Below are 22509 nucleotides of genomic sequence, written 5' to 3'. Positions count from 1 at the left end.
ACCCTTGCTGCCCGGCCTATTCACTGGTTTCCGAGGGACTCACGTCATTTGAGCCAGCCTCTGTTGTGTCAGCTTCTGTTGCGCCAGCCTCTGCCGGTTCTGCCGGTTCTGCCGTCTGGTCGCCCAGGGCGCCGTTATCCCAACTGCCGCTGGTCTCTTGACCGGTGGCATATCGCATGGTGCCAGCGCCCTGGCGTTTGCTGTTCAGAAAATGCCCCTCATAGACGTCGCCATTGGCATAGGTGGCAACGCCCTGACCACTGATTTTCCCTTGTTGCCAGTCGCCTTCATAAATGAACCCGTCCGGCATTTCGATCTTGCCCTTGCCGTGCCGCTGGCCTTCGAAAAATGCCCCGGAGTAAAGCGAGCCATCCGCATAGGTAACCTTGGCCTCCCCATGACGCTTACTGTTTTGCCAGCCACCTTCATAGCGATACCCATCGGTATAGGTCATGACGCCCTGACCGTGATTGCTCGCGTTTTTGAACGCTCCTGTATAGACCACCCCGTTGGGATAGGTGGCGGTGCCTTCGCCTTCGATTACGCCAGCCGTCCAGTTGCCTTCATAGGTCGATCCATCACGGTAGGTGATCTTGCCTTGTCCATCGGCCAGATCGGTGCGGAACTGACCTTCATAGACCGACCCGTCCGGATAGGTCACATGGCCTTGCCCCTCGATTTGTCCGCCAACCCAGTCGCCGGTATAAACATACCCGTCAGTGCCCGAGAACGTGCCCTGACCGTCGCGCAGATCGTTGTTGAAATTGCCGGTGTAGATATCGCCGCTGGCATAGGTCAGTTTGCCCTGCCCATGGCGCCGCCCGGCCTCCAGTGGTCCCTCATAAACGTCGCCATTTGGCTGGGTCAGAACCCCGGTGCCATGCATCTGATCATCGGCCCAACTGCCATCGTAAACCAGCCCGTCTGGCAGCGTCAGCTTACCCTGGCCATGCAGCTTTCCAGCCAGCACTTCGCCGTCATAGATTGCACCATTGGGATAGGCGATCTTTGCCTTGCCCTCTTTTTGGCCATTCACCCAATCGCCGTCATATTCGTAACCGCCGGGATTTTGCATGACACCACGACCAGTGTGCTGCGCATCGACAAAACCGCCTTCATAGCGCACCCCATTGGCATAGATCGCGACACCCTGACCGTTGATGATGCCATCAACCCAATCGCCCTCATAGGTGCCCCCATCTGAAAAGGTGATCTTGCCCAGCCCTTCGGGTTTCCCCTTGGCAAAGGCCCCCTCGTAGACTGATCCGTTGGGAAACCGCGCAACGCCCTGGCCGACGATCTCACCGTCTAGCCAATCGCCCGAGTATTCATATCCGTTGGGCAACCGGTACGTGCCGGTGCCATGCTGCAACCCGCCCCTAAATGTGCCCTCATAGACACCACCGATCTCGTCCTGGGTTGAAATCACCTGGCTATTCTGCGCCAGAGCCGCCGAGCCCATCACGAGAGTCAATGAAAGTGCGAGTATGTTGCCAAATCGGATCATCGGAACCCCTGCCTGCGCCTGAAAATTTTGCCGTAGCGTATCACGGCTAAACTAAAAAACTAGGGCAGCCAGCAGATTGTCGCAATGTCTTTTGCACCTGCTCCCTTTCCCTTGATGCAAGATCTGCTAAATGGCTTGAGTGGATTGTTAAAGGACTAGAGCAGGATGACTGATCGCTTCCGCGTAACCCTGGCCCAGCTGAACCCTATTGTGGGCGACCTGTCAGGCAATGCAGCCCAGGCTTTGAAGGCCTGGCAACAAGGGCGCGATGCCGGCGCGGACTTGGTGGCACTGCCCGAGATGTTCATAACCGGCTACAACACCCAGGATCTGGTGATGAAGCCGGGGTTCCACCGGGCCGCCATCGCCGAGGTTGAAAAACTGGCTCTGGCTGTGGCGGACGGACCGGCCCTGGCCATTGGATCTCCCTGGGTCGAAGGCGATAAGCTTTATAATGCCTACCTGATCCTCAAGGGCGGCAAGATTGCCAGCCGTCAGTTGAAACACCACCTGCCCAATGAAACTGTCTTTGATGAGGTCCGCATCTTTTCTGCCGGACCACTGGGTGGCCCCTATGCTGTGGGTGACACCCGCATCGGCAGCCCCATCTGCGAGGACGGCTGGCACGAGGACGTCGCCGAAACCCTCGAAGAAACCGGCGCCGAGTTCCTGCTGATCCCCAATGGTTCGCCCTATTATCGTGACAAGATGGAGGTGCGGTTCAACCACATGGTGGCCCGCACGATCGAGACTGGCTTGCCGGTGATCTATCTCAACATGGTTGGCGGTCAGGATGATCAGGTCTTTGATGGCGGTACCTTTGTATTGAACCCGGGCGGCGCTCTGGCCCTGCAAATGCCGGTCTTTGACGCGGCCGTGGCCCATCTCGATTTTGTGCGCACCGCTGACGGATGGCGTGCTGTCGACGGCGCCAAGGCACATCTGCCCGACGCATGGGAGCAAGACTACCGCGTCATGGTCGAATCTTTACGCGACTATCTGCGTAAATCAGGCTTCTCCAAGGTGCTTCTGGGCCTCTCCGGTGGCGTCGACTCAGCCATCGTCGCCGCCATCGCGGTTGATGCCATTGGCGCCGAAAATGTGCGCTGCGTGATGCTACCCTCGGAATACACCACCCGGGAATCGCTGGATGATGCCGAGGCGGTGGCCAAGGCGCTCGGCGTGCATTACGACTATGTCCCCATAGACGAGGGCCGAAGCGCCATCACCAATTCACTGGCGCCGCTGTTTGCCGGGCGTGACGCTGACGTCACCGAAGAAAACATCCAGTCCCGCCTGCGCGGGTTGCTGCTGATGGCAATGTCGAACAAGTTCGGCGAGATGTTGCTGACCACAGGTAATAAATCCGAAGTCGCGGTGGGCTATGCCACCATCTATGGTGACATGAACGGCGGCTACAACCCGATCAAGGACATGTACAAAACCCGGGTGTTTGAAACCTGCCGCTGGCGCAATGCCAACCACCGCCCCTGGATGAACGGCCCCAAAGGCGAAGTGATCCGCCCCAATGTCATCGACAAACCACCCACGGCTGAGTTGCGCGATGATCAAAAAGACAGCGACAGCCTGCCGGACTACCCCGAACTGGACGCTATTCTGGACATTCTGGTCGATCAGGACGGCTCACTGGCGGATTGCGTTGCCGCCGGATTTGACCACGCCGTGGCCAAACGGGTCGAGCACCTGCTCTACATCAGCGAATACAAACGCTTTCAGTCCGCTCCCGGCGCCCGGCTAACCCCGCGCGCCTTCTGGCTGGACCGCCGCTATCCCATCGTCAATCAGTGGCGCGATCCCAGCTGACAGGTCTCAAAAATCCGCCCCTTCATCTTTTCCCAAATACTCCGGGGTGAATGACGAGCCAGATCTTGGCTCGTCAGAGGGGCAACGCCCCTTTGGGTTCTGCGGAAAAACCTTTGCAGTATTTGGCCCGATCTGGTCGTAAAGCAACCGGCCAGGCCTGCACCGATTCCGCACGGCCACATGATGGCTATTGTTTCAATCCCCCACCCGACGCCCAATCCCGGGTGGGCGGCGCTGAAATTCACCGCATGCATTTCACAGAGTCCCTGGTGTCAAATTATCGGGTCTGCACTCCAAACAGTGAACACGCCGGTTGCTGCAAATTGTCAGTACTTCTTGCTGGGGCATCGTTGCTCGGACGTGTGCCGAAGATATGATTCTGGTTAACTGTCCAGCGATCCGGGACAATGCCGCGACCGCGCTTCATTGTCGCCACATTCCCACCTCTCATCTGGCATTTTCGTCTAATTTTAGGCAAAACGAACAAATTTGCGGCGAAATGGGCTAAATTGCACGGGCAGTCTGAAAAACGCCTGTCACGGACAGGAACGCCAAGTTTTGAATCGCCAGAGGTGCCAAATGACACAGAGTTATCAGCCGGATTTTGACAAGTTGATCCAGGGTCAGAGCCACGAGACCAGCGAGGCCGAAATCATGGCCGAAGTTCGCAAGGTGATGGTCGCCGAAAACGTCGTGCACCCCGAGGTCGCAAAATCTCAACCCATGTCTCGACTCAGACGGACATTCAGGTCGCAACCGCAGGAACCGCACCTGACTGTTCCAACCGAGCCTCAGAGTCCAAGCGCCACAAAAACTGTGGCCCGCGGGGGTCGCGGTTACCAGCCCCGCTGGAGCCACAATCTGCTGATTTTTGCGCTGGCCATTCTCATCTATAGCCCGATGGGCGTTGCCGCAGGGGTGGCGCTGACCTTGGCTGCGACCGTCTTCTTGTTCTGGGCCGTCGGCTCGGATCGGCTGGCAACCATCGGACGGGCCTGTTTCGGCTTCTATTGCCGGTGTCTCCCCGCTCAGGCGGACCGGGTCGCAAATTGGGCCGGTCGGGTCAGTGACCGGTTGCAGGCCCTGTCCGACCGATTGCCATCTCGTTTGACGCAGGGGCTCTATATACACAGTGTTGCCACTGCCACGGTGTCCGACCTGGACTTGGTCGAACCTTTTGACCGGCTGCTGGTCCAGCGTCAGGGTGACCGTCAAACCACAGTCGAGTAACCAGTTCCGCAATAGCACCCGCACAGCGGGTGTTTTTCCTTTTCAGGACAGTCGGGTCTTCGCATAGTGCAGGTCGCTAAACCTGCCCCATCGGAGTCTCTTTTGCCTGGTCCCGAATTGCCGCCCTTTCCCGAAGACAAACGCCTCCTCAAATCAGTTGATACCGTTGTCATCGGCGGCGGTATCGTCGGCGCGTCGACCGCGCTGGAATTGGCGTCGCGCGGTGTGTCGGTATTGCTCTGTGAAAAAGGCCGCATTGGCGGCGAGCAAAGCTCGCGCAACTGGGGTTGGGTGCGCCTGTCCCAGCGCGATCCGCGGGAAATTCCGCTGATGCTCGAGGCAATGTCGATCTGGCAAGGGCTAGAGGCGCGCACAGGCTATCAAACAGGTTATCATCGGTGCGGCAGCCTGTTTGTGGCCAACACAGCCAAACGCCGCGCGCATCTGCAGCGCTGGGCGCAGAACCTGCAAGATTTTGAGGCCGCCAGCGAAATGGTCAGTGGCGATGCACTGCAGATGATGTTGCCGGGCCATCAGGGCCAAATCCAGTCTGCCCTGTCGACTCCCATGGATGGCCGTGCCGAACCGCAATGGGCGACCCACGCCATTGCCATGGGCGCACGCAATGCCGGTGCGGCTGTGATAACCAACTGTGCGGTGCGCTCTGTTGATATCCAGGCAGGCCAGATCGCCGGTGTCATTACCGAACGGGGCCGGGTGGCATGTAGTTCAGTGGTGGTGGCTGGCGGCGCCTGGTCGCGATTGTTTCTTGGCAATGCCGGGGTTTCGCTGCCTCAGCTAAAAGTCCTGAATTCGGTGTTACGCTGTTCGCCAGTGGCGAGCGGGCCTGACGTTGCCCTATGGGGTGATGGCTACGCACTCCGAAAGCGCGCGGACGGGGGCTATACCGTGGCCAAAGGAACAGAGAACGTGGTGGATATCGTGCCCGACAGTCTGCGTCTGGGCCTGAAGTTTTTGCCTGCATTCCTAAGCGAATGGCGCTCGCTGCGCTTTCGTCTCTCAGGCCGCTGGCAGGACGAGGCCGCCCAGGCGCGGTGCTGGACACCCGATCAGGAAACCGCATTTGAACAGTGCCGAATCCTCGATCCAGAGCCCTCGCAGTCGGCGCTGAAATCTGGCTGGACCGCTGCGCAACAGGCTTTTCCGGTCCTGCAGCAAGCCGACGTGGTGCAAAGCTGGGCTGGCCTGATCGACGTGATGCCGGATGCCATTCCGGTGATCTCACCGGTGGATGACCTGCCGGGCCTGTTCATCTCCACCGGCTATTCGGGACATGGCTTTGGCATCGGTCCGGGGGCAGGGCGCCTGATGGCCGATATGGTGACCGGCGCGCCCCCCATTGTGGACCCCCATGCGTTCCGCCTGTCGCGCTACACCGACGGCAGCCGGGTGCGCCTGGACAGTGGCACCTAGGCCGCGCCCCACAGGCCATCATCTTTTTGCCAAAATACTCGCGCCGCAGGCCCCGCGCCCCTGGCGCGGATATCTCGCATCAACTGGACAAAACCCTGCCTATGTGAGATGGGCAGGACAACAGGAGACATGTGATGACCACCACCCGTTTTGCCCCATCGCCCACCGGATATATCCACGTTGGCAACCTGCGCACCGCGCTGATGAACTATCTGATCGCCCGCAAGGCCGGCGGCACCTTCATTCTGCGCATCGACGACACCGACCCGAACCGCTCCGAAGAAAAATATGTCGACGCCATCAAGCGCGACATGGAATGGCTGGGCCTGACATGGGACAAGGTCGAGCGCCAGTCTGATCGTTTGGACCAATATGCCGACGCGGCTGACAAGCTGCGCGAGATTGGCCGCTTCTACGAAGCCTTTGAGACCCCGACCGAGCTGGACCTGAAGCGCAAGAAGCAGCTGAATATGGGCAAGCCACCGGTCTATGACCGCGCCGCACTGGCGCTGTCCGATGCGGAAAAAGACGCCCTGCGCGCCGAGCGTGGCGATGGTGTCTGGCGCTTCAAGCTGGATCACGAACGGATCGAATGGACCGACGGCGTGCTGGGTGACATCTCGATTGATGCGGCCTCTGTCTCTGATCCGGTGCTGATCCGTGGGGACGGCCAGGTGCTTTACACCATCGCCTCTGTTGTGGATGACACTGAAATGGGGGTGACAAATGTTGTACGTGGCTCAGACCACGTGACCAACACCGCAACCCAAATCCAGATCATCAAGGCATTGGGTGGCACCCCACCTGAATTCGCCCACCACTCGCTGCTGACCGGCCCTCAGGGCGAAGCATTGTCGAAACGTCTGGGTACCTTGGCGCTGCGCGACCTGCGTGAACAGGGTGTGCAGCCGATGGCACTGCTGTCACAGATGGCCCGTTTGGGCTCGTCCGACCCGATTGAGCTGCGCAATGAAATGGCCGAGCTGATCGAAGGCTTTGACATCAACCGCTTTGGCTCTGCGCCAACCAAGTTTGACGTGCAGGACCTGTTCCCACTGACCGGTCGCTATCTGCAGTCCTTGCCACTGGACAAGGTGCAGTCGGACCTCGACGCCTTGGGTGTTCCTGCAGACAAACAGGCTCCCTTCTGGGATGTCGCCAAAGAGAACATCACCACTTTGGGCGATCTCGAAACCTGGTGGACCCTGTGTCGCGATGGGGCCGAGCCGCTGATCGCGGATGAGGACAAGGACTTCATTGCCGAGGCAATGAAACTGCTGCCTGAAGGTCCCTACGACGGCGACACTTGGAAGACCTGGACTACGGCTGTGAAAGAGGCCACTGGCCGCAAGGGTAAAAAACTGTTCATGCCCCTGCGTCACGCGGTGACCGGCATGGAACGTGGCCCGGACATGAGCGCGCTACTGTCGCTGATGCAAGTGGTCCGCGCCCGCGGCTAAGGCTTAGTCAAAATAAATGTACCGCCCGGCCGTCAGGTCGGGCAGCACCCGCCCGCCCCCAAGGCGGGTGCGTTTGCACCCACCCGGTCGGGCACTGCCCTTGGTTACCAATGAGTGGAACAATGTGAGCTACATAGGCTCATAGAACCATTACCGGTTGTCGCCACAACCGCGCGCCTAGGTAGGACCACTTTCATCCCTATCTGACAAAACACTCCCCAATCGCGATTACCGCTGGGCCTATCACTCCCGGCACATGGAACAGGGCCCCGGCTAGACTGGGGCGCGCAGAGACAACGTTTAGCACGCGGGACTGATCTCCCGTCCACATCCGTTCTTGGCGACGTCGCCATTTCTATCTCTGAGTTAGCAAAATCCAAGCGCAGCCTTATGGCATGACCGGACGCCACAGGCTGACCGGCCCATTGACCTGCGGCAGGGTTCTGCACCCGCGTGTTGTTGCAAGGTTGAAATTTGACAGAAGCAACGGAAAACCTATTCTGGTCCGGAAGTCCAACGCGTGTTTCTACAGGAAGTGGAGTCTCCGATGGCCAAAAGCCCAGAAGAAATCGTAGCCCTGGTTGAAGCGACCGGCGGTAAGAAAGCCAAACGCAAAGCGTTAAAAAAGGTGCCCGAAGGCACCAAAGAAAAGAAACTGCCCAAAGACGTTCGTGACGGATTGGAAAAGCACTTTGGTGCCAAACTGGCCAAAGTGCGAGTGCATACAGGTGGCAACACCAAGGAAATTTGCAAAGAGCTAAAGGCCAAGGCTTTTACCATGGGGCACAATGTTTACTTCATGCGCCCCGGCGATGCCAAGAAACCAGAAACACTGGTGCATGAGCTGGCGCATGTGTTGCAACAAACACGGGGCAAGGTTGCCAAGGTAAAAGAGGGCGAGGCCCTGATCGCCAAGTAGCGTCTTGCACGGAGTGCTTACGCTTTGATCCAACCGACGATCTGTCCTTCACGCAGTGCACCGGACTGACGTTTCTTTTCTTTGCCGCGCTCAAAGGCCACCATCGTCGGTATCCCCTTGATGCGATAGCGCGCGCCGGTGGATTGGTGGGCCTGGGTGTTCATCTTGACCAGTCGCGCCTTGCCACTCAGCTTTTTGGCCGCCTTGGCGAACTCAGGTCCCATGGCCTTGCAGGGGCCGCACCAGGGGGCCCAGAAATCCACGATCAATGGCAGATCATCGTTCTGCGCGGCTTTTTGCAAAACTGCTGGATCCACATCCACTGGCTTGAGCGGCATCAGTGCCGCGCCGCAGGTGCCGCAATTGGGCGCCGCACGCAGTTTATCCTCGGGGACCCGGTTCAACTGGGCACAAGATAGACAAGTCAGGGTTTTCGCCCCCATGGTGCATCCTCCGGATATGTATTCGAAATCCCATATAGGCTTTGTTGGGACTGGCTCAAGCTCAATTTATTGTCATCCCAGGTGAGCGTGAAACCGGGCTGACAGTTGGTAAAACCGTTGACCCGTCCGCCAGCTAGGCCGACACTCGTCCTATTGGGTCCAATTTGTGAGTGTTGCTATGTTTTCTGACCGCCTTAATCGCCGCCATATTCTTTGCTCTGCCTTGGCTGCGGGGGCTGTGCTGTCAGCGCCTCGTCTGGCCCTGGCCAAGAAAAAGCCCGAGGTGTTTGACCCCACACCGCAGGAAGTGCGGATCAAAAAAACGTTCGAGCCGGGGCAGATGTTAATCTTACCTCGCTCTTACTATCTGTATCTGGTCACTGATAGACGCAAGGCAATGCGCTATGGCGTTGGGGTAGGTAAGGCCGGGCTGGCGTTCACTGGTACAGCGGTGATCGAGGTCAAAAAAGAATGGCCAACCTGGCGCCCCACGGATGAGATGATCGAACGTGAACCGCGTAGCTATGCGCGGTTCGTGGACAACAAATACGTGCAGCCCGGCGGCCCGGGTAATCCATTGGGCGCGCGGGCGCTGTATCTGTTCCAAAACGGTGTCGATACCTATTTCCGCATCCATGGCACCACTCAGCCGCAAAGCATCGGCCAATCCGTTTCAAATGGCTGTATTCGCATGCTGAACGAGCATGTCATCGATCTGTATCAGCGGGTGCCACTGGGGACTGTGGTGACGGTTTTATGACTTTTCAGGGACGATGATTTCCCAAATGATCCCAAAATTAGTCGTAAATCTCCGCAGTAGATTCGCTCTGACATAGGGTTTGGCAGGGTGTGACAGGCTGAAAACACCCGATTTTTGCGGTTTACGTCAATTTTCCTTGCACCAAGCCCCTATTGCCGACCACACTATATTCGCGATGTTACGCTATCGACTACAGACTGCCCGTTCACGGTTTAGGTCTCGATTTTGCTATGACCTTGCCGACCTGCCGCATGATGCGGGCAGACTTGACGATTGGGAGACATGACGATGGCAAATGGCACCGTCAAATGGTTCAACACAACCAAAGGCTTCGGCTTCATCGCACCTGACGATGGCGGCCGCGACGTATTTGTTCACATTTCAGCTGTTGAGCGCGCGGGCTTGACCGGCTTGGCGGACAACCAAAAAGTGACCTATGAACTGGAGCCCGGCCGCGACGGCCGTGAATCTGCAGTGGGTATCGCACTGGCCTAAGCCGGTGAAAAAGGCGGCCCCGAAACGGGGCCGTTTTTGTGCGTGTTACATAATGCCTGCACTAAGGTGGGCCTAAGAAAACCGTTTTGCGCCGACGACACAGGTGACAACAAATAGGGTCACTGCGACCATTGCCGGGGCGATGGTTTCGGCCAGCAAAGCAGCCGCCAGAATCAACCCGAAAAACGGTTGCAGCAATTGCAACTGGCCAACACCGGCAATGCCGCCCAGCGCCAACCCGCGGTACCAGAACACAAACCCCACCAGCATCGAAAACACCGAGACATAGCCCAGGCTAAGCCAGGCGGCAGTGCTGATGCCGGACCAACTGTCAGGCCAGGTCGCCACAGTAACCACAGACATCACCGGCAGCGCCAGCACCAGCGCCCATGAGATCACCTGCCAACCGCCCAAGCGGCGTGATAGGGTCGCGCCCTCGGCATAGCCCAACCCGCAGGCGACAATCGCCGCCACCATCATCAGATCTCCCTGCAGCGACATCTCGGCGTTCTGTGACAGGGCATAGAGGGCCACTGCCAGCCCGCCGACACAGGAAAAGAGCCAGAACATGGGCTTAGGTCGCTCGCCACCCCGCAGCACGCCGAATATGGCCGTCGACAGCGGCAGCAATCCGATAAAGACAATCGAATGGCCGGCTGTGATATATTGCAGCGCCAGAGCGGTCAGTAAGGGAAAGCCGACAACCACACCCAGGGCGACAATCCCCAGCGATGGCAGGTCGCGGCGGTCAGGTCGTGATTGTTTCAGCATCACCAGCAGGGCACTGCCCAGCAGCGCCGCAATCACCGCCCGGACGGAGGTCAGGAATAGCGGATCGAACCCACTTACAGCCACCCGGGTCGCGGGCAGTGACCCGCTGAATATCAGCACGCCGATCAACCCGTTACCCCAGCCCTGCCGAGAGCTGTATTCTGTCATTGCTTGCACTTTGCCTGTCTCCTGCGTTTTGCCCAAGCCTAGGCAAGAGGGGCTGGCCAAGAAAGCGACAAAGCAGTACAATTCACCCAAACTGTACTGATGACTTAACCAGTACAGATTGGGAGATATCGCAATGACGCAGGGCACGCGCAGGGCCGGGGTGATGGAGGCCATCCAGCGCAGGATCAACAGTCGGGCCTTGCAGCCGGGTGAAAAGCTGCCCTCTATCCGTGGGTTTGCCGCCACCATGCAGGTGTCGCCCTCTACCGTGGTCGAGGCCTATGACCGATTGGCCGCCGATGGCATCATCTATGCCCGGCGCGGGTCTGGTTTTTATGTGGCACCGCTGACCCAACCCTTTGCAGTGGCCAAGGTCGGGCCACAGCTGGATCGCTCGGTTGATCCGTTCTGGGTGTCGCGGCAGTCGCTGGATGCCGGTGCGGATACGTTGAAACCGGGCTGCGGCTGGTTACCGGCAGAGTGGATGCCCCATACCCAGATGCGTCAGGCGCTGCGCAGTCTGGGCCGGGCCGAGGAGGTCTTGCTAACGGATTATGGCAGCACCCAGGGCGCCATGAACCTGCGCCGTTTACTGGCGCGGCAGATGATGGATGAGGGGTTGAATCTGGGGCCGGATCAGGTCCTGCTAACCCCTTCGGGAACGCAGGCGATTGATCTGATCTGCCGGTTCCTGCTGCGTCCCGGTGATACCGTCCTGGTGGATGATCCCTGCTATTTCAACTTTCAGGCCCTTCTGCGCGCCCATCAGGTCCATATGATCGCGGTGCCTTATGGCAAAAATGGCCCCGATACCGATCACTTCGAACAGGCACTGATCCAGCATAAACCCAGCCTTTATATCACCAATTCTGCACTTCATAATCCAACCGGAGCCAGCCTGTCACCGCAGGTGGCGCATAAGATCCTGACGCTGGCCACCGCCCATGACATGGTGATCATCGAGGATGACATTTTTGCGGCTTTTGAGCCCACTCCCTCGCCCCGTCTGGCGACGCTGGATGGGCTGCAGCAGGTGATCCGCGTGGGCAGTTTCTCAAAAACGCTGTCGGCATCAGTCCGCTGCGGCTATATCGCGGCGCGTCCGGACTGGATCGAGGCCCTGGTGGACCTTCAGGTGGCGACAAATTTTGGTGGCCCCAGCCCGGTGGCAAGTGAATTGATTTATTCCGTGCTCAGCAGTGGCAGCTATCGCAAACATATCGAAACACTGAGGGATCGTTTGGCGATATTGCGCAGCGATACAGCAGGACGTTTGTCGGAGCTGGGTATCATTCCGTGGCTGATGCCGCGTGGAGGGTTTTACCTGTGGTGCAAATTGCCTGACGGCGTGGATTCGGCTGACCTGGCCCGGGCCGCCTTGGCCGACAACATGGTGCTGGCCCCCGGCAATGTCTTTAGCGTACCTCAAACAATGACCCACTTTATGCGGTTCAATGTCAGCCAGATGCAGAACCCGCAAATATTTGAGCTGCTGGAGCAAGCCTTGGCCGAGGTGCCGACTTGCAAGGGCACTGGCAACGGTTTTGGCAAGGACTAAGGATTAGAAATCCGCGCGACCAGTTCCAAAGCGACGGGCCCAAGTGCGGCAACATTCAGCACCACGCCTTCGGCATTTGGATGAATACCATCGCTTTGCAAATAGCGCTGCGCTGCGACCGGATCGCCTGACACCTGTGCCGAGATCCCGGCAAAGGCATCCTTGAACAGCAGGGTATCATGCTCTGCCGCCAGGTCGCTGTAGATGGCGTCAAACTCGGCCTTATAGGCGGGGCCAAAGTTGCCCGGCGCTTGCATTCCGATCAACAGGACCTCAACCCCCTGCGTCCGGGCTGCGGATAAAATGGCAGACAGGTTGGCCTTGGCCCGGTCGGGTTGCATGCCGCGCAGCATGTCGTTGCCACCCAGCAGCACGATCAGCCCTTGAGGGTTATCGCTCAATGTCCAGTCGATCCGCGCCGCGCCGCCTGCGGTGGTATCGCCCGACACGCCAGCATTGGTCAGTGCAACCTCGGCACCATTTTCATTCAGCCAACGTTCCAGCTGCGGCACCAGCCCCTGACCCGGATCTAAGCCGTATCCGTGTACCAGACTGTCGCCAAATGCAGTGAGGCGCAGCGGCTCGGCGACGGCCCCCGTTGAAATAAATACAAAGACCAAAGCAGCCAGCACCTTGTGCATTTTGGTAAAACCTCCATATGGCAACGATAACCCAAATAGGTACGGCAATATGACAATGCAAACCACCGCTCCAATTCTTCGTCTCCAAGAAGCGTCTTTGTCGCTGAATGGCAATACCGGAGTGGTGGAAATCCTGCATCAGATCGATCTCGAGGTCACGGCAGGCGAAACATTGGGGCTGATCGGGCCATCGGGTTCGGGCAAGTCGTCGCTGTTGATGGTGATGGGCGGGCTGGAGCAGGCCAGTGGCGGCACGATCACAGCGTTGGGGCAGGATCTCACCGCGATGAACGAAGATGCACTGGCGCGGTTCCGCCGGGATCACATGGGTGTGGTCTTTCAGAGCTTTCACCTGATCCCCACCATGACCGCGCTGGAAAACGTCGCCACGCCGCTGGAACTGGCCGGTCACGCCGATGCCTTTGAGCGGGCGCAGGCGGAACTGGAGGCCGTGGGTCTGCGCGCGCGCGCCGGGCATTTCCCGGCCCAACTCTCCGGTGGCGAGCAACAGCGCGTGGCGCTGGCCCGTGCAGTGGCGCCGCGCCCTGATATCCTGCTGGCGGACGAACCTACCGGCAATCTGGACGAGGCCAACGGCCGGGCCATTATGGATCTGCTGTTTGATCTGCGCGACCGGCATGGTGCGACCCTGATCATGGTCACTCATGCGCCGGAACTGGCGGCGCGTTGTGATCGGGTGGTGCATCTGCGCGATGGCCGTCTGGATCTGGCCGCCACTCAAAAGGCCGCAGAATGAAGCCCCTGTCGCTGGCCTGGCGCTTTGCCCGGCGCGAGCTGCGTGGTGGTTTGCGCGGCTTTCGTATCTTTCTGGCCTGTCTGTCGCTTGGCGTTGCGGTGATCGCGGCCATTGGCACCGTGCGGGCCTCGATCGAAAACGGCCTGTCCAGTCAGGGCGCGGTGATCCTTGGCGGCGACGCCGAGATGGAGTTCACCTATCGCTTTGCCGACGACGACACCCGCGCCTGGATGGCAGGTCGCGCCACGGCCGTGTCCGAGATTGCCGAGTTCCGCTCCATGGCCGTGGTGGGCGAGGATCGCGCCCTGACGCAGGTTAAGGCGGTGGATGATCTGTACCCGCTGATCGGCACTGTAGAGCTGGAGCCATCGATGCCACTAGAGCAGGCTCTGGCTGGCGCCGGCGGCGTGCCGGGTGCGGTCATGCAACTGGCTTTGTCGGCGCGTCTGGGGCTGCAACATGGCGATATCTTTCAATTGGGCACGCAGGACTTCCGCCTGATGGCGGATATCGTGCTGGAACCTGATGCGGCGGCCTCGGGCTTTACCATTGGCCCGCGCACTCTGGTCGCGACCCAGGCGCTGCAATCGTCGGGCCTGCTGTCGCCCGGCACTTTGTTTGAAACCAAATACCGCATGGACCTGCCAGAGAGCACCGAGCTGGAGGTGATCAGCCAGCAGGCGCAGGACCAGTTCGGTGACATGGGAATGCGCTGGAGCGATGCGCGCAATGGCGCCCCCGGCATTACCCGCTTTGTCGAGCGGCTGGGCTCGTTTCTGATCCTTGTTGGCCTGTCCGGGCTGGCGGTTGGCGGCGTTGGTGTTTCGGCTGCGGTGCGGGCCTATCTGGCGACCAAAACATCCACAATTGCCATTCTGCGCACCCTTGGCGCGGACCGGTCCACAATCTTTCTGACCTATTTCCTGCAGATTGGTGCGCTGGCACTGCTGGGGATCGCCATCGGATTGGGGATTGGCGGCTTGGGGCCGGTGTTGCTGGGGCCACTGATTGCAGCACAACTGCCGTTTCCGGCGGATTTTTCACTGTCCCTGCCGGCCTTGGCCGAAGCGGCAATCTACGGCGGGCTGACCGCGTTTATCTTTACCCTGTGGCCCTTGGCCCGCGCCGAACGCATTCGCGCCGCTGCGCTGTTTCGCGATGCCTTTGCCGGGCGCAACTCTCTGCCAGCGCCCCGCTATCTGCTGGCCACCGCACTGGCCCTGGCCCTGCTGGTAGGCTCGGCGGCGTGGTTCAGCGGCTCTGCTGAGCTGACACTATGGAGCGCTGCCGGATTGGCTGGCGCACTTGCAGTGCTGCTGTTGGCTGCAGTGGTGCTGGGCGCTGTGGCGCGCAGGTCCACCCGGCTGGTGCGGGGCCGTCCGGCCCTGCGTTGGGCGCTGTCGGCGATTGGCACCGCCCGCGACGGGGCCACCCCGGTTGTTCTGTCGCTGGGGCTGGGACTGACGGTGCTGGCCGCCATTGGCCAGATCGACGGCAATATGCGCCGCGCCATTGGCGACAACCTGCCTGACCGCGCGCCGTCCTATTTCTTTGTTGATATCCAGCGCGACCAGATGCCCGCATTTTCCGAACGTATCACCGAGGATCCAGCGGTTTCCAAAATGGAAAGCGCACCGATGCTGCGGGGCGTTGTCACCAAGATCAACGGCCTGCCTGCGAAAGAGGTGGCGGGCGATCATTGGGTGGTACGCGGTGACCGGGGGATCTCCTATGCCGGCAAGCAGCCCGAAGGCACGGATGTGGTTGCCGGGCAATGGTGGGCCGAGGATTATAGCGGCCCACCGCAAATCAGCTTTGCCGCAGAAGAGGCCGAGGAACTGGGGCTGGAGTTGGGCGATACCATGACCCTGAACATTCTGGGTCGCGAGATGACAGCCACCATTACCAGCCTGCGCGCAGTGGATTTTTCCAGTGCGGGCATGGGTTTTGTGCTGGTGCTGAACGAGGCCGCTCTGGCCGCTGCACCGCATAGTTTCATAGCCACCGTCTATTCGGACGAACAGGCCGAAGCGCAGATTTTGCGGGACCTGGGGCGCGACATGCCCAATGTCACTGCCATCCGGGTGCGAGACGCGATCGAGCGGGTCTCAGAGGTGCTGCGTCAGATTGCTTCTGCGACGGCCTACGGGGCTGCGGCCACATTGCTGACCGGGTTTCTTGTGCTACTGGGCACGGCTGCGGCCGGGGAACCCGCCCGTCGTTACGAGGCCGCCCTGCTGAAAACCCTGGGTGCCTCCCGGGGCCGTATCCTGGGCAGCTTTGCCCTGCGCTCGGTTATTTTGGGGGCAGGGGCTGGTCTGGTGGCGCTGGGGGCCGGAACAGCCGGGGCCTGGGCGGTGAACACCTATGTGTTCGAGATCAGCTATCAGGTGATCTGGCCCAATGCGCTGGCTATCATCGCCGGTGGCGTGCTGGCCACCCTGCTGGCCGGACTGGTGTTTGCCTGGCAACCGCTGGCCAGCCGTCCGGCGGGGCAACTCAGGTCTCGCGAATAAGCGTTATCGCCGGGGTGGATCCCGGTGATGCAACAGCATCAGCGTTGCGGTCGCTTAGACGTGGCCGCAACGGATTGGTTGCAGGATCTCCATCAGGTCAAGATTGTCACAGACCAGCGCCTCCAGCGTGATATCGTCCAGCGAGGCATAAAAGGCCTGCGCCGCGTCGGTCAGTGCCAACTTCAGGCGGCAGGCGTTTGTCAGGGGGCAGGTGTTGTCCGAATCGGCAAAACACTCGACAATTGGCAGCTCACCTTCGACCATGCGGAACACGTCTCCGATGCGGATGGACGAGGTCGGTCTGGCCAGGTTCATGCCACCGTTACGACCGCGCTGAGTGTTTAGAAAACCCATTTGTCCCAACTGGTTGATCACTTGGGCTAGATGGTTTTCCGAGACATTACAGCACTTGGCAATCTCGGCTTTGGTGACCAGACGGTCGGGGTTTGCGGCACAGAACATCAGCAGCCGCACGGCGATGTTGGTTCTTTTGGTAATGCGCATTTGGAATACTCCAATGGGATATGTGCATTCTGTATTGCACAGTGCGACAAAAAGCGGTTTGACATACATCAATTCTCTGACCTGACTGCCAGCGAGGCCCTGATTTGATGTCCACCCCGTACTTTTTTGGCTATGGCAGCCTGGTAAATCTGGCGACCCATGACTACCACGACCCGCAGCCCGCGCGCCTGTCCGGCTGGCGCCGCGCCTGGGTGCATACCGGGTTGCGTGAGGTGGCGTTTCTGACAGCGGTGCCCTGCGGCGACAGTACGATCGATGGGCTGATCGCGGCGGTGCCGGGGGCGGACTGGGATGCGCTGGATCAACGCGAGTTTGCCTATGACCGTTTGCCCGCATCAGCTGAGGTTCAGCACCAGATGGACGCAAGCCCCGAGATTTCAGTCTACGCAGTGCCGCAATCGGCGCAGATGCCCGGATCAGATCTGCATCCGATCCTGCTAAGCTATCTGGATGTGGTGGTGCAGGGCTATAAGCAGGTGTTTGGCGCGGCGGGCGTGGCAGAGTTCTTTGCTAGCACCGACGGCTGGGACGCCCCGATCCTGAACGACCGCGCCACCCCGATCTATCCACGCCATCAGCCGTTGGAGGCCGCGCAGACGGAGCTGGTGGATCATCATCTGGATGCTGTCGGCGCGAAGGTTGTGATGGGGTAGGGGCTAATCCCTTGGGACGTGCCACGCAGTGGCCCGACCCGCGCCTGACCTTCCCCCCGTGGAGTTCGAACCGATCCGCGCAGCGTCAAACAGTCTGAGAGACTGTTTGAGGTAAGAACGGGCGGAGCCCTTGCGCACCTACAGTTCAAATCAAAGCCACCACCAGCAGAAATTCCCCCTTTGGGACGTAAGGCAAAGCCGCACGGCCCGCGCCTGACCTTCCCGTCATGCCGGAGGCATGCTTTCAGCATGACGAAGGCGCTTTGCACCTCCCCAAGGTCAGGCACGGGCCTTCTGTTTGGGGGGACCTAGTAACAGTAAGAAGCTTGCCCACTAAGTGTGGTATAGGTGGAGCTTTTCTTCCAGATGTGCAACTCTTACGTGAATGTTTAAAAATGAGAGCCATATGTCTGCAAAAAATAAATCTGCGAACGGAAAATCGTCTACTCCCGATGTTGAGCCAGAAAGGCCAATGTGCGGTATTGTAATGCCAATATCCGAAATCGATGGTTGTTCTGCTTCACACTGGAAAGAAGTGCTCGGAATAGTCGCTGAAGCTACAGAAAACGCAGGCTATAAGGCCAAAATTGTAAGCGAGTCAGACGACGTTGGTGTTATTCAAACAAGAATTGTTCAAAACCTGTATGACAGCGAAATAGTCGTATGTGATGTGAGCGCGAAGAATGCAAACGTCATGTTCGAATTAGGGCTGAGACTGGCATTTGATAAGCCTGCAATTGTCATCAAGGATGATCAAACTTCGTACAGTTTTGATACCTCTCCAATTGAGCATTTAGAGTATCCAAGAGATCTAAGGTACTCTTCCATCCAAAAATTTAAAACTGATTTGGCCAAGAAGATTAAGGCTACTGTGGAGGCTTCTAAAAAGTCGGATTACACAACATTTCTAAAGCACTTTGGAAAATTCGAGGTCAAGGGACTAGACACAAAAGAAGTGTCTAAGCAAGAATTCCTAGCGTCGGAATTGTCCTCATTGCGCAACCAAATGTCGAGAATTGAACGGTCCATGGACAGTGGGGAACGCCCTTCTAGGTCGAGGCATACAGCCAGAAGACCACCCACTTCGTTTACTGCAAAGAAAATTGCACATGCAATTGATAAAGGGGAGTTACACAAGGCTGATCTGATAGAAGACCCTAAAAAAGTGTGCGCATATCTGTTCGGAGAGGATGACTCATTGTTTGACGCTTTTGACAGTGTTGGAGAATACGAAGAACATGTTCTCCAAGCGGTGGATCGCCTTATTAATTGAAGTTAGAGTGCGTGGCGCAAAAGTACACCACGCACTCTTTATTTGAGCGTTACCGCACAAACTTCTTATGCTTCAACCGCTTGGGCTCCAGCGCATCGGCGCCCAGACGGCGTTTCTTGTCTTCCTCGTAGTCCTCGAAGTTGCCCTCGAACCACTCCACATGGGCGTCGCCTTCAAAGGCCAGCATGTGGGTACAGATCCGATCCAGGAAGAAACGATCGTGCGAGATCACCACGGCGCAGCCGGCGAAATCGACCAGCGCGTCCTCGAGCGCACGCAGGGTTTCCACGTCCAGATCGTTGGTCGGTTCATCGAGCAGCAGCACATTGCCGCCCTCTTTCAACAAACGCGCCATGTGGACACGGTTGCGTTCCCCACCGGATAGCAGGTTCAGTGGTTTCTGCTGGTCGCCGCCTTTGAAGTTAAAGGACGAGCAATAGGCGCGCGAGTTGACCTGTGCATCGCCCAGTTCGATGATCTCGGCCCCGCCTGAGATCGCCTGCCAGACGGTCTCGTTGTCGTTCAGGTCATCACGCGACTGATCCACATAAGACAGTTTAACGGTGTCACCAAAACTGACGGACCCCTGATCCGGCTGTTCCTGACCGGTCAACATGCGAAACAGAGTGGATTTACCGGCGCCGTTGGGGCCGATCACGCCGACAATCCCACCGGGCGGCAGGTCAAATGTGAGACCCTCGACCAGCTGTTTGTCGCCATAGTGCTTGGCCAGATTTTCGACCTCGATCACCTTGTTGCCCAGACGCGGGCCATTGGGGATGACGATCTGGGCGCGGGTCAGTTTCTCGCGCTCGGACTGTTCGGCCAGATCGTTATAGGCGTTGATCCGGGCCTTGCTCTTGGCCTGACGGGCCTTGGCACCTTGACGCATCCAGTCCAGCTCGCGCTCCAGCGTTTGCTGCTTAGATTTGTCCTCGCGGGCCTCTTGCGCCAGACGCTTGGCCTTTTGCTCCAGCCAGTCGGAATAGTTGCCCTCGTTCGGGATACCCTTGCCGCGGTCCAGTTCCAGGATCCAGCTGGTGATGTCGTCCAGGAAATAACGGTCGTGGGTGACGATCAGGATGGTGCCTTTGTAATCCATCAGGTGCTGCTGCAGCCAGGCGATGGTTTCGGCGTCCAGGTGGTTGGTCGGTTCATCCAGCAGCAGCATGTCCGGCGCTTCGAGCAGCAGTTTGCACAGGGCGACGCGACGCAGTTCACCACCCGAGAGGTTGGCAATCTCGGCATCGTCCGGCGGGCAGCGCAGGGCCTCCATCGAGACGTCAATCTGGCTGTCCAGATCCCACAGATCCTGTGCGTCGATCTTGTCCTGCAGCTCGGCCATCTCGTCGGCGGTCTCATCCGAGTAGTTCATCGCCAGTTCGTTATAGCGGTCCAGAATGGCCTTTTTCGGGGCCACACCCAGCATGACGTTTTCACGCACGGTCAGCGAGGCGTCCAGCTTGGGTTCCTGCGGCAGATAGCCAACTTTGGCACCTTCAGCCGCCCAGGCCTCGCCGGTGAAGTCCTTATCCAGACCGGCCATGATCTTCATCAGGGTGGATTTACCGGACCCGTTGACCCCGACCACACCGATTTTGACACCGGGAAGGAAGGACAGGTGAATGTTTTCAAAGCATTTCTTGCCACCCGGGTAGGTCTTAGAGACACCCTGCATGTGGTAGACGTATTGATAGGCGGCCATGATGGGGCTCCGTGATGGGGGGATTTTGATTTGCGAGGAGTGATAGCGGAAGGTAGGGGTGGGGGCAATGTCGTGTTGAGGGGCGGCGGAGGAAAAGGCGCCTCCCCCCCCTTTATGGGACGCGTCACGCAATGGCCCGACCCGCGCCTGACTTTCCCGTCAAACCGTAGGTTTGCCTTCGGCAAAATGGAGAAGGTGCTTTGCACCTCCCCAAGGTCGGGCGCGGGCGGATGGTTGAACGAGGCTATCCTCTAGAGAATTGAAATAGGTCAAAATGGTTGCAGGGCGTCTCAGAAGTCTGTGAAGTCAAAAACTTCCAATAGATCGTTTGCTACCCTTCCTAAAAGACCGTTCCACTTCTGGCGCCCAAACGGATCACTAAACTGGCGAAGATCTTCTTTCTCTCCGTCTGTTAGCATCTCGAAGTCTTCTATCGCATTCCAAGCCAACTCAATTAGTTCGCTATGTCGATCTTGCTTCATTTGAGAGGTGTCAAAGTGCGCTTCGACGTCAAATTTCTCTTCTGAAAGTGCGCTGTACTTGCGATACACACTTGGCCGGAGTGCTTTTAACACGGCCATTGTGCCAATTGCGACTTCAATTTCCGTATAGAAGTTGGATTTGAGGTCAGGTATGGTCGCGAGCGTTGTTAAAACGCGCTCCACATCTCTCAATGAAAGGTCTCGTGTCAGTACCAATCGTCCAAGAATTAACTCCACCGTCGTCAACAGTTGACTCGTCTCTTTAGGAAAATCCATTTCCTTGGAAATTCTATGAAAGTAGTCAATCCAAATGGATTTCGTGTCATGCGTTGCAGATGTTTTATCTTTTAGGGTCATTCGCATTGTGACAAACTTCTGAAGGTAAGTCTCAGAATCCACCTCAGAACCATATCGCGCTCGAACACTATTTTGTAGCTCAGTCAAGTTTACTCCCAACACAAAATGCACGCCGTCTACGTTGAAGAAATGCTTGATGATCTCTAGCAGGGATAGCGCGTAATCCGGGCGGCAGCGGTCGAGTTCGTCGATGACGATGACCAGCTTGCGGGTTGGGGCCAGTAAGCCCCTGTCGTTTTTCTTAGGTTCGGTCAACTCAGTCAGAGCCGCGCGAAAAGCTGACATAGCAACCATCTTGGCGCGTTGTTCTTGCCAGAATGTTTCTGAATCCTCGTCGCCAATCTCGCTGTCAATCAGAGTTTTTATTTCTTCCTCGGCAGTGACAACACCCTCTTTGGAAGCCTTTTCAAGTTCCTTTCCAAATTCTTCCAGACACTCTTCCCCAACCAGTTTTTTGGCATAGTGCCCTGCCACTGACACTCCGATTTTTGCCGACGACTTGCCCAGTACCCAGCCAAATTTCTTGAGCTTTTTTACCCGGCCTTCGCGTTCCGTTGGCGTTAGCGTCTCGTTCTTCTCAAACCGGGCTGCAATTGCATCTGTCAAAGCAATCAGCGGGTCATCCAGAAAGTCATGCTTGAAGGCGTCGAAATAGACGGTCTGGGTCGTATTGCCTTCTCGTTGTAGATGCTCCCCGACCCAGCACTTCAGAAAGAACGATTTGCCCGACCCCCAAGACCCGTCCAGTGCGATCACCAGCGGGTCGTCAATGCGTTCGACAAGTTCGGAGAGTTTGTCGCCGGTTGGTTTACGGTTGAGCTGGTCTAGTTCTCCGGGTTTGAACCCATCTTTGTACAGCTCAATCTTCGGCTCTGGTACGGTCAGGCGCATCACTATCTCCAATTCATAAAACAATTCTCACAACGTTAGCGGGTGTGTGGCGGAGGGCAAGGCAGAGCACGGGCGGCGCCTGACCCTCCCCACGGGAGGGCGCTTTGGATCCACCCAGGGTCAGGCACGGACCTCGGTTA

The 22509-nt window shown here is 58.1% G+C and carries 19 protein-coding genes; 12 read left to right on the top strand and 7 right to left on the bottom strand.

What is annotated here, in order from left to right:
* Positions 1-16: 16 nt before the first annotated feature.
* Positions 17-1507: an MORN repeat-containing protein gene (locus EBB79_RS17365; RefSeq protein ID WP_127750093.1), complete on the bottom strand. Its 1491-nt coding sequence runs from the start codon at positions 1505-1507 to the stop codon at positions 17-19.
* 165 nt (positions 1508-1672) lie between these two features.
* On the opposite strand from EBB79_RS17365, the gene EBB79_RS17360 reads away from it, so the two are divergent.
* From EBB79_RS17360 to EBB79_RS17340, 5 genes are all read left to right on the top strand, one after another.
* Positions 1673-3331, top strand: a complete 1659-nt coding sequence (locus EBB79_RS17360; RefSeq protein ID WP_127750091.1) for an NAD+ synthase — start codon at positions 1673-1675, stop codon at positions 3329-3331.
* 579 nt (positions 3332-3910) lie between these two features.
* Positions 3911-4561 (top strand): WVD2 family protein, encoded by a 651-nt coding sequence (locus EBB79_RS17355; protein WP_127750089.1) that lies wholly within the window; start codon positions 3911-3913, stop codon positions 4559-4561.
* A 102-nt stretch (positions 4562-4663) separates the two neighbouring features.
* Complete coding sequence (locus EBB79_RS17350) at positions 4664-5995, top strand: NAD(P)/FAD-dependent oxidoreductase (RefSeq protein WP_127750088.1); 1332 nt, start codon at positions 4664-4666, stop codon at positions 5993-5995.
* 134 nt (positions 5996-6129) lie between these two features.
* Positions 6130-7455 (top strand): glutamate--tRNA ligase, encoded by a 1326-nt coding sequence (gltX, locus tag EBB79_RS17345; RefSeq protein WP_127750086.1) that lies wholly within the window; start codon positions 6130-6132, stop codon positions 7453-7455.
* Between the two features lie 547 nt (positions 7456-8002).
* A complete protein-coding gene (locus EBB79_RS17340) occupies positions 8003-8374 on the top strand; it encodes an eCIS core domain-containing protein (RefSeq protein WP_127750084.1) in 372 nt (123 codons plus the stop codon).
* Between the two features lie 17 nt (positions 8375-8391).
* On the opposite strand, the gene trxC is transcribed toward EBB79_RS17340, so the two are convergent.
* Positions 8392-8817, bottom strand: coding sequence for a thioredoxin TrxC (gene trxC, locus EBB79_RS17335; RefSeq protein ID WP_127750082.1), 426 nt, complete (start codon positions 8815-8817; stop codon positions 8392-8394).
* Between the two features lie 178 nt (positions 8818-8995).
* Here trxC and EBB79_RS17330 point away from each other — a divergent pair, with 178 nt between their 5' ends.
* Both EBB79_RS17330 and EBB79_RS17325 read left to right on the top strand, forming a co-directional pair.
* The gene (locus EBB79_RS17330; protein ID WP_127750080.1) at positions 8996-9577 is read left to right on the top strand and encodes a L,D-transpeptidase; all 582 of its coding nucleotides are present in this window, start codon (positions 8996-8998) and stop codon (positions 9575-9577) included.
* A gap of 288 nt (positions 9578-9865) precedes the next feature.
* A complete protein-coding gene (locus tag EBB79_RS17325; protein ID WP_127750078.1) occupies positions 9866-10072 on the top strand; it encodes a cold-shock protein in 207 nt (68 codons plus the stop codon).
* Between the two features lie 72 nt (positions 10073-10144).
* Here the strand turns inward: EBB79_RS17325 and EBB79_RS17320 are convergent, their stop codons facing one another.
* A complete protein-coding gene (locus EBB79_RS17320; RefSeq protein WP_127751051.1) occupies positions 10145-11011 on the bottom strand; it encodes a DMT family transporter in 867 nt (288 codons plus the stop codon).
* A gap of 133 nt (positions 11012-11144) precedes the next feature.
* Between EBB79_RS17320 and EBB79_RS17315 the strand changes: the two genes are divergently transcribed.
* Positions 11145-12569, top strand: coding sequence for an aminotransferase-like domain-containing protein (locus EBB79_RS17315; protein ID WP_202977624.1), 1425 nt, complete (start codon positions 11145-11147; stop codon positions 12567-12569).
* Here the strand turns inward: EBB79_RS17315 and EBB79_RS17310 are convergent.
* The gene (locus EBB79_RS17310) at positions 12566-13210 is read right to left on the bottom strand and encodes an arylesterase (protein WP_127750077.1); all 645 of its coding nucleotides are present in this window, start codon (positions 13208-13210) and stop codon (positions 12566-12568) included. The genes EBB79_RS17315 and EBB79_RS17310 overlap by 4 nt on opposite strands.
* A gap of 55 nt (positions 13211-13265) precedes the next feature.
* On the opposite strand from EBB79_RS17310, the gene EBB79_RS17305 reads away from it, so the two are divergent.
* Together EBB79_RS17305 and EBB79_RS17300 are read left to right on the top strand one after the other, a co-directional pair.
* Complete coding sequence (locus tag EBB79_RS17305; protein ID WP_420850413.1) at positions 13266-13967, top strand: ABC transporter ATP-binding protein; 702 nt, start codon at positions 13266-13268, stop codon at positions 13965-13967.
* A complete protein-coding gene (locus EBB79_RS17300) occupies positions 13964-16483 on the top strand; it encodes an ABC transporter permease (RefSeq protein WP_127750073.1) in 2520 nt (839 codons plus the stop codon). Before EBB79_RS17305 ends, EBB79_RS17300 begins: the two co-directional genes overlap by 4 nt.
* A 54-nt stretch (positions 16484-16537) precedes the next feature.
* On the opposite strand, the gene EBB79_RS17295 is transcribed toward EBB79_RS17300, so the two are convergent.
* Positions 16538-16987: an RrF2 family transcriptional regulator gene (locus tag EBB79_RS17295; RefSeq protein WP_127750072.1), complete on the bottom strand. Its 450-nt coding sequence runs from the start codon at positions 16985-16987 to the stop codon at positions 16538-16540.
* Between the two features lie 107 nt (positions 16988-17094).
* On the opposite strand from EBB79_RS17295, the gene EBB79_RS17290 reads away from it, so the two are divergent.
* Both EBB79_RS17290 and EBB79_RS17285 read left to right on the top strand, forming a co-directional pair.
* Positions 17095-17661, top strand: a complete 567-nt coding sequence (locus EBB79_RS17290) for a gamma-glutamylcyclotransferase family protein (RefSeq protein ID WP_127750071.1) — start codon at positions 17095-17097, stop codon at positions 17659-17661.
* A gap of 406 nt (positions 17662-18067) precedes the next feature.
* Entirely contained in the window at positions 18068-18934 is an 867-nt protein-coding gene (locus tag EBB79_RS17285; protein WP_127750070.1) for an RNA helicase, read from the top strand.
* A gap of 49 nt (positions 18935-18983) precedes the next feature.
* On the opposite strand, the gene ettA is transcribed toward EBB79_RS17285, so the two are convergent.
* Together ettA and EBB79_RS17275 are read right to left on the bottom strand one after the other, a co-directional pair.
* Positions 18984-20639 carry an energy-dependent translational throttle protein EttA gene (ettA, locus tag EBB79_RS17280; RefSeq protein ID WP_127750068.1) on the bottom strand — a complete coding sequence of 552 codons (1656 nt, stop codon included), beginning with the start codon at positions 20637-20639 and terminating at the stop codon, positions 18984-18986.
* Between the two features lie 290 nt (positions 20640-20929).
* Entirely contained in the window at positions 20930-22369 is a 1440-nt protein-coding gene (locus EBB79_RS17275) for a KAP family P-loop NTPase fold protein (RefSeq protein ID WP_127750067.1), read from the bottom strand.
* Positions 22370-22509 lie beyond the last annotated feature (140 nt).

This window comes from Parasedimentitalea marina (assembly GCF_004006175.1).
GTDB lineage: Bacteria > Pseudomonadota > Alphaproteobacteria > Rhodobacterales > Rhodobacteraceae > Parasedimentitalea > Parasedimentitalea marina.
Note: the sequence above shows the minus strand (reverse complement) of the source record. Positions and strands in the feature narration are given on the sequence as shown.

Bases quoted from the DNA above. Each gene is read 5' to 3' on its own strand.
- EBB79_RS17365 (WP_127750093.1), bottom strand. From the start codon at position 1,507: ATGATCCGATTTGGCAACATACTCGCACTTTCATTGACTCTCGTGATG.
- EBB79_RS17360 (WP_127750091.1), top strand. From the start codon at position 1,673: ATGACTGATCGCTTCCGCGTAACCCTGGCCCAGCTGAACCCTATTGTG.
- EBB79_RS17355 (WP_127750089.1), top strand. From the start codon at position 3,911: ATGACACAGAGTTATCAGCCGGATTTTGACAAGTTGATCCAGGGTCAG.
- gltX (WP_127750086.1), top strand. From the start codon at position 6,130: ATGACCACCACCCGTTTTGCCCCATCGCCCACCGGATATATCCACGTT.
- EBB79_RS17340 (WP_127750084.1), top strand. From the start codon at position 8,003: ATGGCCAAAAGCCCAGAAGAAATCGTAGCCCTGGTTGAAGCGACCGGC.
- trxC (WP_127750082.1), bottom strand. From the start codon at position 8,817: ATGGGGGCGAAAACCCTGACTTGTCTATCTTGTGCCCAGTTGAACCGG.
- EBB79_RS17330 (WP_127750080.1), top strand. From the start codon at position 8,996: ATGTTTTCTGACCGCCTTAATCGCCGCCATATTCTTTGCTCTGCCTTG.
- EBB79_RS17325 (WP_127750078.1), top strand. From the start codon at position 9,866: ATGGCAAATGGCACCGTCAAATGGTTCAACACAACCAAAGGCTTCGGC.
- EBB79_RS17320 (WP_127751051.1), bottom strand. From the start codon at position 11,011: ATGACAGAATACAGCTCTCGGCAGGGCTGGGGTAACGGGTTGATCGGC.
- EBB79_RS17315 (WP_202977624.1), top strand. From the start codon at position 11,145: ATGACGCAGGGCACGCGCAGGGCCGGGGTGATGGAGGCCATCCAGCGC.
- EBB79_RS17310 (WP_127750077.1), bottom strand. From the start codon at position 13,210: ATGCACAAGGTGCTGGCTGCTTTGGTCTTTGTATTTATTTCAACGGGG.
- EBB79_RS17305 (WP_420850413.1), top strand. From the start codon at position 13,266: ATGCAAACCACCGCTCCAATTCTTCGTCTCCAAGAAGCGTCTTTGTCG.
- EBB79_RS17300 (WP_127750073.1), top strand. From the start codon at position 13,964: ATGAAGCCCCTGTCGCTGGCCTGGCGCTTTGCCCGGCGCGAGCTGCGT.
- EBB79_RS17295 (WP_127750072.1), bottom strand. From the start codon at position 16,987: ATGCGCATTACCAAAAGAACCAACATCGCCGTGCGGCTGCTGATGTTC.
- EBB79_RS17290 (WP_127750071.1), top strand. From the start codon at position 17,095: ATGTCCACCCCGTACTTTTTTGGCTATGGCAGCCTGGTAAATCTGGCG.
- EBB79_RS17285 (WP_127750070.1), top strand. From the start codon at position 18,068: ATGTCTGCAAAAAATAAATCTGCGAACGGAAAATCGTCTACTCCCGAT.
- ettA (WP_127750068.1), bottom strand. From the start codon at position 20,639: ATGGCCGCCTATCAATACGTCTACCACATGCAGGGTGTCTCTAAGACC.
- EBB79_RS17275 (WP_127750067.1), bottom strand. From the start codon at position 22,369: ATGCGCCTGACCGTACCAGAGCCGAAGATTGAGCTGTACAAAGATGGG.